This window comes from Streptomyces angustmyceticus (genome assembly GCF_019933235.1).
Taxonomy (GTDB): Bacteria; Actinomycetota; Actinomycetes; order Streptomycetales; family Streptomycetaceae; genus Streptomyces; species Streptomyces angustmyceticus.
In genome coordinates, this window is the sequence record NZ_CP082945.1 from 3,977,204 (window position 1) to 3,993,689 (window position 16,486).

Annotated in this window: 13 protein-coding genes; 11 read left to right on the forward strand and 2 right to left on the reverse strand. The window is 68.6% G+C overall.

The features are described 5' to 3' along the window. Positions 1-85 precede the first annotated feature (85 nt). The 4 genes from K7396_RS17855 (at position 86) to K7396_RS17870 (ending at position 3,932) form a co-directional block, all read left to right on the forward strand. The gene (locus tag K7396_RS17855; protein ID WP_086719263.1) at positions 86-766 is read left to right on the forward strand and encodes a PadR family transcriptional regulator; all 681 of its coding nucleotides are present in this window, start codon (positions 86-88) and stop codon (positions 764-766) included. 46 nt (positions 767-812) lie between these two features. Next, positions 813-1,895, forward strand: coding sequence for an inositol-3-phosphate synthase (locus tag K7396_RS17860; RefSeq protein ID WP_086719262.1), 1,083 nt, complete (start codon positions 813-815; stop codon positions 1,893-1,895). 78 nt (positions 1,896-1,973) lie between these two features. Further along, the gene (locus K7396_RS17865) at positions 1,974-3,233 is read left to right on the forward strand and encodes an MFS transporter (RefSeq protein ID WP_086719261.1); all 1,260 of its coding nucleotides are present in this window, start codon (positions 1,974-1,976) and stop codon (positions 3,231-3,233) included. Positions 3,234-3,344: 111 nt separating this feature from the next. Beyond that, entirely contained in the window at positions 3,345-3,932 is a 588-nt protein-coding gene (locus K7396_RS17870; RefSeq protein ID WP_170314289.1) for an LppU/SCO3897 family protein, read from the forward strand. A 110-nt stretch (positions 3,933-4,042) separates the two neighbouring features. On the opposite strand, the gene K7396_RS17875 is transcribed toward K7396_RS17870, so the two are convergent. Beyond that, positions 4,043-5,518, reverse strand: coding sequence for a CCA tRNA nucleotidyltransferase (locus K7396_RS17875; RefSeq protein WP_152104762.1), 1,476 nt, complete (start codon positions 5,516-5,518; stop codon positions 4,043-4,045). A gap of 303 nt (positions 5,519-5,821) precedes the next feature. On the opposite strand from K7396_RS17875, the gene K7396_RS17880 reads away from it, so the two are divergent. The 7 genes from K7396_RS17880 to trxA all read left to right on the forward strand — a co-directional run bounded on the left by K7396_RS17880 (position 5,822) and on the right by trxA (position 15,542). Further along, positions 5,822-8,047 carry a DUF6049 family protein gene (locus K7396_RS17880; protein ID WP_233476812.1) on the forward strand — a complete coding sequence of 742 codons (2,226 nt, stop codon included), beginning with the start codon at positions 5,822-5,824 and terminating at the stop codon, positions 8,045-8,047. Positions 8,048-8,093: 46 nt separating this feature from the next. After that, positions 8,094-10,322 (forward strand): murein biosynthesis integral membrane protein MurJ, encoded by a 2,229-nt coding sequence (murJ, locus tag K7396_RS17885; RefSeq protein ID WP_152104764.1) that lies wholly within the window; start codon positions 8,094-8,096, stop codon positions 10,320-10,322. A gap of 107 nt (positions 10,323-10,429) precedes the next feature. Beyond that, positions 10,430-12,142, forward strand: coding sequence for a protein kinase family protein (locus tag K7396_RS17890; RefSeq protein ID WP_152104765.1), 1,713 nt, complete (start codon positions 10,430-10,432; stop codon positions 12,140-12,142). A 315-nt stretch (positions 12,143-12,457) separates the two neighbouring features. Further along, on the forward strand, positions 12,458-13,141 hold the full coding sequence (gene sigM, locus K7396_RS17895) for an RNA polymerase sigma factor SigM (protein ID WP_086715579.1): 684 nt from the start codon (positions 12,458-12,460) through the stop codon (positions 13,139-13,141). Between the two features lie 509 nt (positions 13,142-13,650). Beyond that, on the forward strand, positions 13,651-14,082 hold the full coding sequence (locus K7396_RS35825; RefSeq protein WP_308686908.1) for a hypothetical protein: 432 nt from the start codon (positions 13,651-13,653) through the stop codon (positions 14,080-14,082). A 115-nt stretch (positions 14,083-14,197) separates the two neighbouring features. Next, a complete protein-coding gene (gene trxB, locus K7396_RS17905; RefSeq protein WP_086715545.1) occupies positions 14,198-15,169 on the forward strand; it encodes a thioredoxin-disulfide reductase in 972 nt (323 codons plus the stop codon). 46 nt (positions 15,170-15,215) lie between these two features. Then, the gene (gene trxA, locus K7396_RS17910) at positions 15,216-15,542 is read left to right on the forward strand and encodes a thioredoxin (RefSeq protein ID WP_030615259.1); all 327 of its coding nucleotides are present in this window, start codon (positions 15,216-15,218) and stop codon (positions 15,540-15,542) included. Between the two features lie 81 nt (positions 15,543-15,623). Here the strand turns inward: trxA and K7396_RS17915 are convergent, their stop codons facing one another. Beyond that, positions 15,624-16,241 carry a GNAT family N-acetyltransferase gene (locus tag K7396_RS17915; RefSeq protein ID WP_030075726.1) on the reverse strand — a complete coding sequence of 206 codons (618 nt, stop codon included), beginning with the start codon at positions 16,239-16,241 and terminating at the stop codon, positions 15,624-15,626. Positions 16,242-16,486 lie beyond the last annotated feature (245 nt).

Consider the following 16,486-nt stretch of genomic DNA (forward strand, 5'->3'; position numbering starts at 1 on the left):
CCCTGGGGACCGCTCTATCGTCTGGATGTATCGAGTCGATACATCAGCACGACATAAAGAGCGCACAGGACCAAGGAGGCGGAGGATGAGCAGGCGTTCCGGCATCCTCGAGTTCGCCGTCCTCGGCCTGCTCCGCGAGTCCCCGATGCACGGCTATGAGCTGCGCAAACGGCTCAACACCTCGCTCGGGGTCTTCCGCGCGTTCAGCTACGGCACCCTCTATCCCTGCCTCAAGGCGCTGGTCGCGAACGGCTGGCTCATCGAGGAGTCGGACGGTGCCGCGGAGGGTGTACCGCCCGCGGCGCTGACGGGGCGGCGAGCCAAGATCGTCTACCGATTGACCGCTGCGGGCAAAGAACACTTCGAGGAGCTGCTCGCCCACTCCGGTCCGGACGCCTGGGAGGACGAGCACTTCGGCGTCCGCTTCGCGTTCTTCGGCCAGACATCCCGGGACGTGAGGATGCGCGTGCTCGAAGGCCGCCGCAGCCGGCTGGAGGAGCGCCTCGAGCGGATGCGCACCTCCCTGGCCAGGTCACGCGAGCGGCTGGACGACTACACCCTCGAACTGCAGCGGCACGGCATGGAATCCGTGGAGCGCGAAGTCCGTTGGCTGAACGAGCTCATCGAGAGTGAGCGCGCCGGGCGTGACCAGCGCCCACCAGGTCCGGCAGCACAGGACAAGAAGAACCAGTCAGGAGATACGGGCGGCCTGCCCCGGCACCGGGGTGGTTCCCGGCCGGACCCGTCCGATGACACCACCACATGAGGGCCTGCTGCGCAGGGCCTCATCGAGAACACAGGGAGCAACCGGAATGGGTTCGGTTCGCGTAGCCATCGTCGGCGTGGGCAACTGCGCCGCCTCGCTGGTACAGGGCGTCGAGTACTACAAGGACGCCGACCCGAAGAGCCGCGTGCCCGGCCTCATGCACGTGCAGTTCGGCGACTACCACGTGCGTGACATCGAGTTCGTGGCGGCTTTCGACGTCGATGCCAAGAAGGTCGGGCTCGACCTCGCGGATGCCATCGGCGCCAGCGAGAACAACACCATCAAGATCTGCGACGTGCCCAACGCGGGCGTGACGGTCCAGCGCGGCCACACCCACGACGGCCTGGGCAAGTACTACCGCCAGACCATCGAGGAGTCCACCGAGGCGCCGGTCGACGTCGTCCAGATCCTCAAGGACAAGCAGGTCGACGTCCTGGTCTGCTACCTCCCCGTCGGCTCCGAGGACGCCGCAAAGTACTACGCCCAGTGCGCCATCGACGCCAAGGTCGCGTTCGTCAACGCCCTCCCGGTCTTCATCGCCGGCACCAAGGAGTGGGCGGACAAGTTCACCGAGGCCGGTGTTCCGATCGTCGGTGACGACATCAAGTCGCAGGTCGGCGCCACGATCACGCACCGCGTGATGGCCAAGCTGTTCGAGGACCGGGGCGTTATCCTGGACCGCACGATGCAGCTCAACGTCGGCGGCAACATGGACTTCAAGAACATGCTCGAGCGCGAGCGCCTGGAGTCCAAGAAGATCTCCAAGACGCAGGCCGTCACCTCCCAGATCCGGGACCGTGAACTCGGCGAGGACAACGTCCACATCGGCCCCTCGGACTACGTGGCCTGGCTGGACGACCGCAAGTGGGCCTACGTCCGCCTTGAGGGCCGCGCCTTCGGTGATGTCCCGCTGAACCTGGAGTACAAGCTCGAGGTCTGGGACTCCCCGAACTCCGCGGGTGTCATCATCGACGCGCTGCGTGCCGCGAAGATCGCCAAGGACCGGGGCGTCGGCGGCCCGATCCTCTCCGCGTCCTCGTACTTCATGAAGTCCCCGCCGGTGCAGTACTTCGACGACGAGGCACGGGAGAACGTCGAGAAGTTCATCAACGGCGAAGTCGAGCGCTGAGACGCCCGACGTACCCTCGCTACGCAGGCCCCCGGGTATTCACCCCGGGGGCCTGCGGGCTGTGTGAGGCTGTGCCCCATGCATGCTGTGCGCGACCTCCGCGTATTACTCCGGCTACGCGACTTCCGTTCGCTCCTTGCCGCACGGCTCCTGTCCCAGGCGGCCGACGGGGTGTTCCAGGTCGCGCTCGCCACCTTCGTCGTCTTCTCTCCCGAGAAGCAGACCTCGCCCGCGGCCGTCGCCTCCGCCATGGCGATCCTGCTGCTGCCGTACTCGCTCCTCGGGCCGTTCACCGGCGTACTGCTCGACCGCTGGCGGAGGCGGCAGGTCCTGCTGTACGGCAACCTGTTGCGCACCCTGCTGGCCATGGGGACAGCGGCACTGATCGTGTCGGGGGTACCCGACTGGCTCTTCTACGCCTCGGCCCTGTCGGTGACCGCCGTCAACCGCTTCGTCCTGGCCGGCCTCTCGGCCGCGCTCCCGCGCGTGGTCGATGGTGAAGAGCAATTGGTCATGGCCAACTCCCTGGCTCCCACGGCCGGAACGCTCGCCGCGACCGCCGGCGGCGGGCTCGCCTTCGCCGTCCGCCTGGCCGGCTCGAACGTGGACGCGTATGTCGTGCTGCTCGCCGCCTTCCTCTACTTCTGTTCGGCCCTCACCGCCCTGCGCATGGCACCCCAGTTGCTCGGCCCCGACCCCGCACGCCTGCAACCTCACGTGCGCGAAGCCCTGTTGAGCACGGTGCGAGGGCTCGTGGACGGGCTGCGCCACCTCGCCGAGCGGCGCACTCCCGCACGGGCGCTGATCGCCATGACCTTGATCCGCTTCTGCTACGGAGCCCTGACGGTCATGGTGCTGATGCTGTGCCGGTACTCCTGGTCCAGCACCGAGTCGGAAGGCCTGGCACTGCTCGGCATCACTGTCGCGGTGTCAGGAGCGGGCTTCTTCACGGCCGCTGTCGTCACCCCCTGGGCCGTGGCCCGGCTCACCGCGTTCGGCTGGATCGGCTGCTGTGCCGCGATGGGCGCCGTGCTGGTGCCGTCCCTCGGGCTGTTCTTCACCCCAGGTCCGATGCTGGCCGCCGCGTTCGTGCTCGGCCTCGGCACCCAAGGGACCAAGATCTCCACCGACACGATCGTGCAGTCGTCGGTCGACGACGCCTTCCGCGGCCGGGTCTTCGCTCTCTACGACGTTCTCTTCAATGCCGCCTTCGTCGGCGCGGCCGGGGTCGCCGCTCTCATGCTGCCTCCGGACGGAAGATCAGCGGCGCTGCTCGGTGTGGTGACCGTCCTCTACGCCGGCGTCACCGTGGCATTGGTCCGCTTCCGGCGCGGCTGAACGCCCGCCCCTCTCACCGGAGCCGATGAGGCCTCTACGGCGAGGCAGCAGGACCAGATACCTTACGGACGTCCTACACCAGCCTGTACACATCAATATCGGGGGAGATCCATGACGACGCCGCCTCACGGCCAGCAGCCATACGGCCAGGCACCGTACGGACAGCAGCCTTACGGGCAACCGCCCTACGGACAGAGCCCGTACCCGCAGGCACCGCCGGCGCCTCAGGCCCCCTACGGCCAGCCCCAGGGCGGATACGCCTACCCCCAGCAGCCGCAGGCTCCGTACGGGCAGCCCCAGCCGGGTTACCCCGCGCCGCCACAGCAGCCCTTCATGCAGGGCGGAGCTCCCGTACCGCCGCCCCAGCCCGCCAAGCGGCGTTCCCCCAAGACGATCCTGAGGATCATCGGAGCCGCTCTCGGAGCGATCCTCCTCGTCGTTGCCTGGATCAGCAGCATGGACGACGCGAGCAGTGCCGAGGTCGGCGATTGCGTGAAGAAGTCCAGCAGCTCGCTCGACGACGGCCTCGAGGTGGTGGATTGCGGCACCTCGGGAGCCCAGTACAAGGTGACCGCGGTGCACGATGACACCTCGGACCCGACCGTGTGCGCCGCCAACGAATCGGCGTACACCAAGAGCGTCCACCGGCGCAGGGGCTCCGACACTCACATGGTGCTCTGCCTGACCTCGGCGAAGTAACGCGCGACAAAGCCCTTGGATACGCCGTGGGGCGGTGTTTCACGTGAAACACCGCCCCACGTTTCACGTGAAACATGGCGGTTCACCGACCGCCGGTTTCACGTGAAACGTCAGCCCTGGGTGGCCCACCACTCCTTCAGAGCGGCGATCGCGGCATCCCGCTCCATCGGCCCGTGCTCCAGCCGGAGCTCCAGCATCTGCTTGTACGCCTTGCCGACCTCGGGGCCCGGGCGGATCCCCAAGACCTGCATGATCTCGTTGCCGTCCAGGTCCGGGCGGATCGCCTCCAGCTCTTCCTGCTCCTGCAGGCGCTCGATGCGCTCCTCGAGCCCGTCATAGGCGCGCGACAGGGCATTGGCCTTGCGCTTGTTCCGCGTGGTGCAGTCCGAGCGCGTCAGCTTGTGGAGCCGCTTCAGCTGCGGGCCGGCGTCCCGTACATACCGCCGGACGGCGGAATCCGTCCACTCTCCCGTCCCGTAACCGTGGAAGCGCAGATGCAGCTCCACCAGTCGCGAGACGTCCTTGACCATGTCATTGGAGTACTTCAGGGCGGTCATCCGCTTCTTGGTCATCTTCGCGCCCACCACCTCGTGGTGGTGGAAGGAGACCCGACCGTCCTTCTCGAAACGCCGCGTCCGGGGCTTGCCGATGTCGTGCAGGAGGGCCGCCAGGCGCAGGACGAGATCGGGCCCGTTCTCCTCAAGATCGATCGCCTGCTCCAGGACCGTCAGCGAGTGCTCGTAGACGTCCTTGTGGCGGTGATGCTCGTCACTCTCCAGCCGCAGCGCGGGCAGCTCGGGCAGGACCTTGTCGGCCAGGCCCGAATCGACGAGCAGCCGCAGTCCCTCGCGCGGGTGCGCCGACAGGACCAGCTTGTTCAGCTCGTCCCGTACCCGCTCCGCGGAAACGATCTCGATGCGGTCCGACATCGCCTTCATCGCGGCGACGACCTCCGGAGCCACCTCGAAGTCCAGCTGAGCGGCGAAACGGGCTGCGCGCATCATCCGCAGCGGGTCGTCGGAGAAGGACTCCTCCGGCGTCCCCGGCGTGCGCAGCACGCGCGCGGCCAGGTCCTCCAGGCCGTCGTGCGGGTCGACGAACTCCTTCTGCGGCAGCAGCACCGCCATGGCGTTCACCGTGAAGTCCCGACGCACGAGGTCGTCCTCGATGGAATCGCCGTAGGACACCTCCGGCTTGCGGGAGGTGCGGTCGTACGCCTCGGAACGGTAGGTCGTGACCTCGATGTCGAACGATTCCTTCTTGCAGCCCACCGTCCCGAAGGCGATGCCCACCTCCCAGACCGCGTCCGCCCACGGCCGGACGATCTTCAGCACGTCCTCGGGGCGGGCGTCGGTGGTGAAGTCGAGGTCGTTGCCGAGCCGGCCCAGCAACGCGTCCCGGACCGAGCCGCCGACCAGGGCAAGCGTGAACCCGGCCTCCTGGAAACGACGGGCCAGGTCATCCGCGACAGGGGACACCCTCAGCAGCTCGCTCACGGCACGGCGCTGCACATGGTTCAGCGCGTTCGTCGACTGCGGGGTCCGCTCGGCGGTCGGGGCGGGGAGGTCATTGTTGGCGTTCGGCACAACAAAACAGGGTACGTGGCCGCGCAGTGCAAAGCGTCACGTAATAAAGGGGACAGGCCGGGCCCGAAACCGGGGACGGCCTGGGCTCATGTCCCTCTGCGCCGAGATCATGTGGAGCAGTCCCTGGCACGCCGTCGCTTCGCGCCTCGTTACCATTCGTGGACGCACATTCCGAACGACCACTGACGACGACGAGGGACGGGCGAGCGCGTGGCCGAGGCGGCAGGGTTCCAGCGGACTGAACGGCCGCGTGGTCGATGGCTGCGACGGACCGTGACACTGCTCACTGGAGTGCTCCTTCTCATGGGATTGCTCCAGGTTCCGCATGCCTCTTCCGCCCAGGCGGCCCCGACCGGCTCCCGCACCGTCGACGTCACCATCGACTCGATGTCCCCGTCCACTCCCGCCAAGGGCGACACGGTCTCCGTCTCCGGCACGCTGACCAATGACGGCCGCAGCACGATCACGGACGCGCATGTCGGCATGCACCGGGGAACCCCGCTCGGCGGGCGTAGCTCCATCGAGACCGCGTCGCGCCGTACCGGCTACCTGCCGGGCACGGACGGCAAGGAGATCAAGGGGCACACCGAGAAGATCGGCAAGCTGGAGCCCGGCGCAAGCCGGTCCTTCAGCATCAGCGTGCCGGTCAAGGATCTCGGCCTCAATGACAACGGCGTGTACCAGATCGGTATCTCTCTGTCAGGGCGCTCGCAGGCGGCGCCCTACGGAGAGGTGCTCGGCTTCGACCGGACTTTCCTGCCCTGGCAGACGGCCAGTGGCGGCAAGAAGACGCAGCTCACGTACATGTGGCCGCTGATCTCCCCCACCCACCTCACCGCCGAGACGGACGCCGACGCCCAGCAGACGCCGGTCTTCCGCAACGACGACCTCGCTGCCGAGCTCGCCCCCGGAGGCCGGCTGCAGCAGATGGTCGCGCTCGCCAAGAACCTGCCGGTGACCTTCGTCATCGACCCCGACCTGCTCGCGACCGTCGACGCGATGACCAAGTCGTACCGGGTGAACGGCCCGGACGGCCCCATGGGCAAGAACCAGGCGGTCGCCAAGCAGTGGCTGCACGACCTCGAGGAAGCGGTCAAGACGCACGAGGTCGTCGCGCTGCCCTTCGCCGATCCCGACCTGGCCTCGCTCGCCCACCACGGCAGGCACGTGCCCAGCGCACTCAGCCACCTCGGCCCGGCCACCGACCTCGCCGACAAGACCGTGGACACGATCCTCGGCGTCAAGCCCCGCACCGACTTCGCCTGGCCCGTCGACGGAGTGATCGACTCGTCCATCGTGGATGTCGCGACGTCCGCCGGCGCACACAACGTGATCACCCGCAGCGACAGCCTGCGCGACGCCGACCGGCTCTCCTACACCCCGACGGCGGCCCGCCCCATCGGCGGCGGCAACACCGCCGTCGTCGCGGACGCGCAGCTCTCACGGGCCTTCGAGGGCGATATGTCGAAGACGGGAAACTCCGCCCACGCGGTCCAGGAGTTCCTCGCCCAGACTCAGATGATCAACCTTGAGGACCCGGGCCGGCAGCGCAGCATCGTGGTCGCGCCGCAGCGCATGCCGTCGGTCAGCCAGGCCCACGCCATGGCCACCGCCCTGCGGAACCTGGACGAGTCCGGCAGCTGGGCCCAGTCGCTGAGCCTCGGGAGCGCGGCCAAGGCCAAGCCCGACCCCTCGGCCAGCCGACGCGTGCCGAGCGGCGCCGCCTACCCGTCCTCGCTGCGCAGGCAGGAACTCCCCGTCAGCGCCTTCAGGCAGATCCAGGGCACCCAGTCCGCCCTGGACGACTTCCAGGTGATTCTGGCCCAGCCGGAACGCGTGGTGACCCCGTTCGGCAACGCCATGATGCGGGAGATGTCGACGGAGTGGCGGGGCGATGCCACCGGCGCCCGAACGTACCGGCACTCCGTGCGCAACTACCTCGACGGCCTGACCAAGAAGGTCCACCTGATCCAGAAGTCGGGGGCGACGCTCTCCGGGCGCAGCGCCACGATTCCGGTGACGGTGCAGAACAACCTGGTCCAGGGCGTCAAGGACATGACGCTGAAACTGTCCTCGTCCCAGCCCAACCGCCTGGACGCGGGGAAGTCGCAGCAGATCACCGTGGACGGCGGGCACAGCCAGTCGTTCAAGTTCGACACCACGGCGAACGCCAACGGCCGGGCATGGGTGACCGCCCAGCTCTACACGGCGGACGGGAAGCCCTACGGTGAGCCGATGATGTTCCAGGTGAACGTCACGGAGATCACCGCAACGGTGATGCTCGTCATCGCGGGCGGTGTGCTGCTGCTCGTCCTCGCCGGTGTGCGGATCTACCTCCAGCGCAAGCGGGCGGCCGCCCGGCGGCCCGAGGACGGGTCCGATGGCGACGAGCCCGATGACGGCGCCGGCACGGACGGCGACAACGGCGGCACCGATGGCGACGAGCCGGAGCAGCCGAGTGACCCCACGCCGGACACCGGATCGGAAAGCTCCGACCCGTCCGGCTCAGGTGAGAAGGTGGACCGTTGATAGATGGCGGGGCCGGATGGCCGGCGACGGATGAGGTGGGGCAGCGATGAATGCGCCGTACGACGGTGACCGGGGCCGGGGCGCCAACGGCGACCCCGCGGGACCGGTCCCTCCGACGCCCCCGCCGCCAGCGGACCAGGACCCGTACGCCCAGGACCCCTATGTCCAGGACGCCTACCGCAACGACCCGCACCGCGCCCAGGACCCGACGGCTCAGGACCCGGTGGCCGAGGCCCTCTACGACCGCGCCGCGCACCCCCCGCCGCCTCCGGGGCAGCCCGCGCACCCGCTCTATCAGCAGCCCGCCGCGGGCCCCCACACACCGGACCCGCAGCTGTGGGCCACGCCCCCGCCGCCCGAGCCGCAGGGTCCGTCCCGCAATCTCCCGTACGGCGACGCCGCCGCGACGACGCAGTTCGTGGGCGTGGACGACCTGATCACCCAGGCGGCCGACGAACGTCCGGAGGCGGACGCCTTCGCGCACCTCTTCCGCGACCAGCAGTCGTACGAGCCCCAGCAGGCCGTTCCGGCATCGGCCGGCCCCGCGGTGGCCGGTGCGGTGCCCGGACCGGAGGCCGTGCCGCAGCAGCCCGCACCGGAGCCGGAGCCGACACCTGTGGCAGCGGCCGGCAAGCCCTCCGGGGGCCGCGCCTCCGGCCTGCTGAAGTCCAGCGCGGTGATGGCCGCCGGCACGATGGTGTCGCGTCTCACGGGCTTCATCCGCTCGGCGCTGATCGTCGCGGCCCTCGGTGGCGCGGTCCTCGGTGACTCCTGGCAGGTCGCCTACCAGCTGCCGACGATGATCTTCATCCTGACCATCGGCGGTGGCCTCAACTCCGTCTTCGTCCCGCAGCTGGTGCGGGCGATGAAGGAGGACGAGGACGGCGGTGAGGCCTACGCCAACCGGCTGCTGACGCTGGTGATCGTGGTGCTCGGCGTGCTCACGGTCCTGGCGGTCGTGGCGGCGCCGCTGCTGGTGAAACTGGTCTCGTTCGACATCTCACGTGACCCGGCGGCCAACGAGGTCGCCGTCGCGTTCACCCGCTACTGCGTACCCACGATCTTCTTCATGGGTCTGCATGTCGTGATGGGACAGATCCTCAACGCCCGCGGCCGCTTCGGCGCGATGATGTGGACCCCCGTCCTGAACAACATCGTCATGATCGCCACCTTCGGCCTGTTCATCTGGGTCTACGGCACGGCGAAGACCTCACACATCGGCGTCACCACCATCCCCGACGAGGGCATCCGGCTCCTGGGGATCGGCACCCTCCTCGGGCTCGTCGTCCAGGCCCTGGCGATGATTCCCTACCTGCGCGACGCCGAATTCAAGCTCCGGCTCCGCTTCGACTGGCGCGGCCACGGCCTGGGCAAGGCCGCCAAGCTCGCCAAGTGGACCGTGCTGTTCGTGCTTGCCAACCAGGCGGGCGTGCTCGTGGTCACCCAGCTCTCCACCTGGGCCGGCAACACCGCCAACGATCAGGGTCACCCGGGCACCGGCTTCATCTCGTACGCCAGCGCCCAGCTGATCTGGAACATGCCACAGGCGATCATCACCGTCTCCGTCATGGCCGCGCTGCTGCCGCGGCTGGCGCGCTCCGCGCACGACGGTGACACCGGTGCCGTCCGCGACGACATGTCGCAGGGCCTGCGCACGTCCGCCGTCGCGATCGTCCCGATCTCGTTCGGCTTCCTCTCCCTCGGCATCCCGCTGTGCACGCTGGTCTACGGCTCGTCCGGCGCCGGCGTCCCGATGGGCTACATGCTGATGGCCTTCGGTGTGGGGCTGATCCCCTTCTCGGTGCAGTACGTCGTGCTGCGCGCCTTCTACGCCTACGAGGACACCCGCACGCCCTTCTACAACACGGTGATCGTCGCGGCCGTCAACGCCGCGGCCTCCGGTCTGTGCTTCCTGGTCCTGCCCGCCCGCTGGGCCGTGGTGGGCATGGCGGCGTCCTACGGCCTGGCGTACATCATCGGCGTGGGTGTGGCCTGGCGTCGTCTGAGCAAGCGGATGGACGGCGACCTGGACACAGCCCACGTCGTGCGGACCTACGCGCGGCTGGCGGGTGCCAGCATCCCGGCGACGATCATCTCCGGAGCCGTGGTGTACGGCATCATGCAGGCACTCGGCACCGGCGTCCTCGGATCGCTGGCCGCTCTGATCGCCGGTGCCGCCGCACTTCTGGCCGTGTTTTACGTGGCCGCACGCAAAATGCGCATCGAGGAACTGAACGCCCTGGTCGGCATGGTCCGGTCGAAGCTTGGGCGTTGATTGAGCACAACCATCGACTGCCACCGTGTGTCGTGCATAGTGGCGGACTGTGGGCACAATTGTCTTGGCTCATTGAGCCTGCAACGGATGGGGAGGCAGGAACGACGGTGGCGGAACGGAGCACGGCTGCCGTCGACGTGGCAGACACGAGCGGTGAGGAACCGCTGACCGCCAAGGCGGGTAAGGCCACGGACGACGGTGCTAAGGCCGAGAAGGTATCCGGCAGGGAAAAAGACGCCGAGGGCACCGACGAGGAGCGTGCCGCGGCGATCGAAGCCCAGCCACCGGAACTGCACAGCGGCCACAAGCTTGCCAGACGCTACCGCCTCGAGGAGTGCGTCACCCGTCTGGACGGATTCAGCAGCTGGCGCGCGGTCGACGAAAAGCTGCGCCGCGCCGTCGGCGTGCATATCCTCCCGGCCGACCACCCGCGGGCCAGGCCGGTGCTCTCCGCCGCCCGTTCCTCGGCGCTGCTGGGCGACCCCCGGTTCGTGCAGGTTCTGGACGCGGTCGAGGAGAACGACCTCGTCTACGTGGTCCACGAGTGGCTGCCGGACGCCACCGAGCTCACCACGGTGCTCGCCAACGGCCCGCTGGAGCCGCACGATGCCTACCAGCTCGTCAGCCAGGTTTCCCAGGCCATGGCAGCCGCGCACCGCGAGGGCCTGTCCCACCTGCGGATCACGCCCGGCTCGGTCCTGCGCACGGAGTCCGGGCAGTACCGCATCCGTGGTCTGGCGGTCATGGCGGCGCTGCGCGGCATCACCTGCGAGCACCCGCAGCGCACGGACACCGAGGCGATCGGGGCGCTGCTCTACGCCGCGCTGACCCAACGCTGGCCGTACGAGAACGATGCTCATGGCCTCACCGGCCTGCCCAAGGGTGTCGGGCTGATCGCGCCCGATCAGGTGCGCGCCGGTGTGCACCGCGGGCTCTCCGAACTCGCCATGCGCGCTCTGATCAACGACGGTGCCACGGCCTCCCGCCAGGAGCAGCCGTGCACCACCCCGGAGGAGCTGGCCAAGGCCGTGGCGGCCATGCCGCGCATCCGGCCCCCGGAGACCGCCTTCACCCAGCCGCCGCCCTACCAGCGGACGGGATACCAGCAGGGCAGCTACGGACAGTCGCCGGCCCGCGCCACCCAGTCGACCCGGGTGACTCAGCCCGTCGCCACTCCGCCGCCGCCGCTGCAGAGCCGCACCGGGCGGGCGCTGAAGTGGTCCGTCTCCGCGCTGCTCATCGCGGCGCTGGGACTGGGCAGCTGGCAGCTGGCGGACACCCTGCTGAAGCGTGAGAAGGACCAAGAGGACCCGCGGAACTCGCAGACGCACGGCGGCACGAAGAAGAAGCCCGCCAAGCCTCTGTCGATCGCCGGAGTCACCGAATTCTCGCCGCTCGCGGAGCCCTTCCACGGCAAGAACGCCTCCAGCGTGTCGGACGGCGACCCGTCGACGGCATGGGTGACCCTGCGTTTCCTGGGCTGGCCGAACTTCGGAAACCTGCCGAACCGCAAGGAGGGCAGCGGCGTCGTCATAGACCTCGGGAGCACCAAGGAGGTCTCCGGCGTCGACGTCAGCATGTACCGCCCGGGACAGACCGCGGAAGTGCTGGCCGCGGATCCTTCCGCTTCCGGCCCGACGAACCTCAGCGACTTCCCCCAGCGGCTCTCCAAGCTCTCGAAGGCCGGGGACAAGCTGTCGGTAAAGCCCGACAAGCCCGTGAAGACGCGGTACGTCCTGATCCACATCACGGAGCTGCCGAGTGACGGGGGCTCGGACGGGTACCGCGGCGGCATCTCCGAAGTGAAGGTGACCGGCTGACCTGCCGCTGATCCCACGACCACGGGCCGCCCGCGGCCCTGTCCGGCGCCGAGTCTCTGTGGCTCGGCGCCGGTCTCATTTCGGGAGCAGCAGGGCGCGTCCACCAAGCTCAGCCGGCTCAGGTGGAAGACACCCCGGGACAAAGTGTTCGCTGCGCTCAAAAACTCTCTTCTCCACGGCTTTCTGGGGTAGTTGATGCCTCGGGCCCTTGCTCAGAGCCGTGAATGGGGGCGGTGTCATAAGCTGAGCAGCGGGCCTTGCGACCGAGGAACGATCTTGGTGAGATCAAGTCAGTCCGAATGGGAGGGGGTCTCCGTGAGCTCGTTGGACGACTGCAGCGATCAAGATCTCCTCACTCGCCACGTCGCCGGCGACCCCGACGCGTTCGGGGAAATCGTCCGACGCCACCGTGACCGGCTCTGGGCCGTGGCAATGCGCACCCTCGGTGATCGCGAAGAAGCTGCCGACGCCGTCCAGGACGCCCTGGTCTCCGCCTACCGCGCCGCTCATACCTTCCGCGGCCAGTCCGCGGTGACGACGTGGCTCCACCGCATCACGGTCAATGCCTGTCTTGACCGGGCCCGTAAGGCCGCCTCACGGCGCACCTCACCCCTCGCCGAGACCGAGCGGCTGGAGCAGCTCCTCGAACCCGAGGAGTCAGCCTCGGCACCCGCCGAGCGTCAGGACCTCCACCGGGAGCTGATCGGGGCGCTCCGCACGCTTCCCGAGGAACAGCGTGCCGCGCTCGTCCTCGTCGATATGCAGGGCTACCCCGTCGCGGAAGCGGCGGCGATCCTCGAGATCCCCACCGGAACGGTGAAAAGCCGCTGCGCACGAGGCCGTGCCAGGCTCCTTCCGTTGGTCACCCATCTGCGCGCCGATGCCGGGGATAGTGAAGCCCCGGGCAGGGGAAGGAACCGGGCGCAGGGGACATCCGTCCCACCGACGGCAGAGCCGAAGGACACAGGTGCCGTGAAGGGCGGAGGTGGGCGAGCGTGACGTCGACAACCGACACGGGTGAGCACCCCACAGGTGAGCACCCGGAGGTCTCCGAGATCTCTGAACTCACCGACGGGCTGGTCTCCCCATCCCGCACTACGGAACTGCGCGCCCATCTCGCAGGCTGCGCCCTCTGTGCCGACGTCTATGCCTCTCTGGAAGAGATCCGGGCGCTGCTCGGCACTCTGCCCGGTCCCCTGCGCATGCCGGCCGACGTCTCCGGCCGCATCGATGCCGCCCTCGCGGCTGAGGCGCTGCTGGATGCCACCACTCCGTCCGCCGGGGGTCATGTTTCACGTGAAACAGCCGCCACCCCTGTCTCGGTTTCACGTGAAACCGAGAACGAGGCGTCCAGCCGGGGAGCATCGTCGACCCGGCCCTCCGGACGGCCCCGCGGGTCCACCGGGCCGGGCCGCCGGACGCCGGGAGGCCGCTCCGCCCGCACACGGCGCTGGCCCCGGGTTCTGCTGGGTACCGCAGCAGCCGCGGCCGTCCTCAGCGTCGGCGGCTTGCTCATCCAGAACGCCGCTGTGGACAGCCCCCAGGCGGGCAAGCCTGGCCGGGGCACTGCCACCGAGCGGAGCACCGGGGGCGGGGACGCCCTGACGGCAGCCAGTCTCGGCTCGCACGTCCAGGAGCTGCTGGCGTCCCAGCACGCCCACAAGTCCCCGGATCTCGGCACCCGAAGCACTCCCGACACCCCGCTCAGCGGAAGTGCCGACACCGTCCCCTCCTGCGTACGGCAGGGCATCGGGCGCCCGGAGGCTCCTCTGGCGTCCAGCCACACGCGTTACGAGGGCAAGGACGCCTACCTCGTGGTCCTGTCGGATCCGGCCGACCCGAAGCGCGTCTCCGCGTACGTCGTCTCCGCCTCTTGTGTCTCCGCCACACCGCCGGCTCCCGGAAAGATCCTGCGGTCTCACTCGTACCAGCGAGACTGAACGACGGGCAGTGCGCTGTGACACTCCGGGAATGCTCGCCCCGTAGGATCCGTTGGGTGGGGTGAGAGTTCCGAAGAGCCCCAGCAAGCAGTCGGCAGAGACAAGGAAGACACCCGTGAGCGACGTCCGCAACGTGATCATCATCGGCTCCGGGCCCGCGGGCTACACCGCAGCGCTCTACACCGCCCGCGCGTCCCTGAAGCCGCTGGTCTTCGAAGGTGCCGTCACCGCCGGAGGCGCGCTGATGAACACCACTGACGTGGAGAACTTCCCCGGTTTCCGCGACGGCATCATGGGGCCGGACCTCATGGACAACATGCGCGCCCAGGCGGAGCGCTTCGGCGCCGAGCTGGTGCCGGACGACATCGTCTCGGTGGACCTCTCCGAGGAGATCAAGACCGTCACGGACACCGCCGGCAATGTGCACCGGGCGAAGACCGTGATCGTCAGCACCGGCTCCCAGCACCGCAAGCTCGGCCTCCCCCGCGAGGACGAGCTATCCGGCCGTGGCGTCTCCTGGTGCGCCACCTGTGACGGGTTCTTCTTCAAGGACCAGGACATCGCCGTCATCGGCGGAGGCGACACCGCGATGGAGGAGGCCACCTTCCTCTCCCGCTTCGCCAAGTCGGTCACGGTGGTCCACCGCCGCGACACCCTGCGGGCCAGCAAGGCGATGCAGGAGCGTGCCTTCGCCGACCCGAAGATCAAGTTTGTGTGGGACAGCGAGGTCGCCGAGATCCACGGTGAGAGCAAGCTCTCCGGTCTGACGCTGCGCAACCGCACCACGGGCGAGACGTCCGAGCTCCCCGTCACCGGTCTCTTCATCGCGATCGGCCACGACCCGCGGACCGAGCTGTTCAAGGGACAGCTGAAGCTCGACGACGAGGGCTACCTCAAGGTCGATGCGCCCAGCACGCGGACCAACCTCACGGGCGTCTTCGCCGCCGGCGACGTTGTCGACCACACCTACCGCCAGGCGATCACCGCGGCCGGCACGGGCTGCTCCGCCGCTCTCGACGCCGAGCGGTTCCTCGCTGCGCTGTCGGACAGCGAGGCGTCCGAGCCGGACAAGACCGCTTCGGTCTGATCCGCTCACCCAGCTTTCCCACCACCCACCGAGTAAGGAGATTGCCATGGCCGGCGCCACGGTGACCGTCACGGACGACAACTTCGAAGAGGTCGTCCTCAAGAGCGACAAGCCCGTCCTCGTGGACTTCTGGGCCACCTGGTGCGGCCCGTGCCGCCAGGTCGCCCCGTCCCTGGAGGCGATTGCCGCTGAGCACGACGAGATCGTCATCGCCAAGCTGAACACCGACGAGAACCCGGCCACCACCGCCAAGTACGGCGTCATGTCGATCCCGACCATGAACGTCTACCAGGGCGGCGAGGTCGTGAAGACCATCGTCGGTGCCAAGCCGAAGGCCGCGATCGAGCGCGACCTGGCGGACTACCTCGCCTGAGTCGCACCGCTACGTTTCACGGGAAACGGGCCCGCCCCTTGAGGGGTGGGCCCGTTCTCTGTTTCACGGGAAACGAGCCCCCTACAGCGGCCGGAGCGCAGGTTCCTTCTGTACCGCTCCCAGCAAACGGTCGAGCGCCAGCTCGACGTCTTCCTTCCACGAGATCGTGGTCCGCAGCTCGAGGCGCAGCCGGGGAAATCGGGGATGGGGACGTACGGTCTTGAAGCCGACCGCGAGGAGGTGATCGGCGGGCAGCACACACGCCGGCTCGCTCCAGCGGGCGTCGCCGAAGGCCTCGATCGCCTTGAAGCCGCGCTGGATGAGGTCCTTGGCGACCGTCTGAACCATCACCCGTCCCAGCCCCTGGCCTTGGTACCCGGGGATCAGCCACGCTGTCAGCAGCTGCACCGCGTCCGGCGAGACCGGGCTGGTGGGGAAGGCCGTGGAGCGCGGCACATAGGCCGGCGGGGCGTACATCACGAACCCGACGGGCACCTCGTCGACATAGACCACCCGTCCGCAGGACCCCCACTCGAGCAGTACTGCCGAGATCCAGGCTTCCTTTTCGAGCTCCGGACGCCCCGCCTTTACCGCGGCCTCACCGCTGACGGGGTCGAGCTCCCAGAAGACACAGGAGCGGCAGCGCTTGGGGAGGTCCGGAAGGTTGTCCAACGTGAGCGGTACGAGCCGACGGCCCATGGAACCAGGTCCTCACTTCTCTCGCCTGCCGCACCACGAAGCCCTGTCAGCGCCGCCTGCTCTCTGAGCAGACCGCCGACGAACCCTCCAAGGGCTGCGAGGCCGAACCCCGCTGCCAACAGTCCGGTGCGGCTCACCGATTGCATGGCCCTCTCCTCGGTGTGAGGTCTCTCCAGATGGATGCGTGCCATACCCGATCGCATCGTATCCACCCTTTACGGGCACGGGTACCGCAAGAGAGCAAA

Coding starts and splice junctions, on each gene's coding strand:
- K7396_RS17855 (WP_086719263.1), top strand. CDS start 86: ATGAGCAGGCGTTCCGGCATCCTCGAGTTCGCCGTCCTCGGCCTGCTC.
- K7396_RS17860 (WP_086719262.1), top strand. CDS start 813: ATGGGTTCGGTTCGCGTAGCCATCGTCGGCGTGGGCAACTGCGCCGCC.
- K7396_RS17865 (WP_086719261.1), top strand. CDS start 1,974: ATGCATGCTGTGCGCGACCTCCGCGTATTACTCCGGCTACGCGACTTC.
- K7396_RS17870 (WP_170314289.1), top strand. CDS start 3,345: ATGACGACGCCGCCTCACGGCCAGCAGCCATACGGCCAGGCACCGTAC.
- K7396_RS17880 (WP_233476812.1), top strand. CDS start 5,822: ATGGGATTGCTCCAGGTTCCGCATGCCTCTTCCGCCCAGGCGGCCCCG.
- murJ (WP_152104764.1), top strand. CDS start 8,094: ATGAATGCGCCGTACGACGGTGACCGGGGCCGGGGCGCCAACGGCGAC.
- trxA (WP_030615259.1), top strand. CDS start 15,216: ATGGCCGGCGCCACGGTGACCGTCACGGACGACAACTTCGAAGAGGTC.
- K7396_RS17915 (WP_030075726.1), bottom strand. CDS start 16,241: ATGGGCCGTCGGCTCGTACCGCTCACGTTGGACAACCTTCCGGACCTC.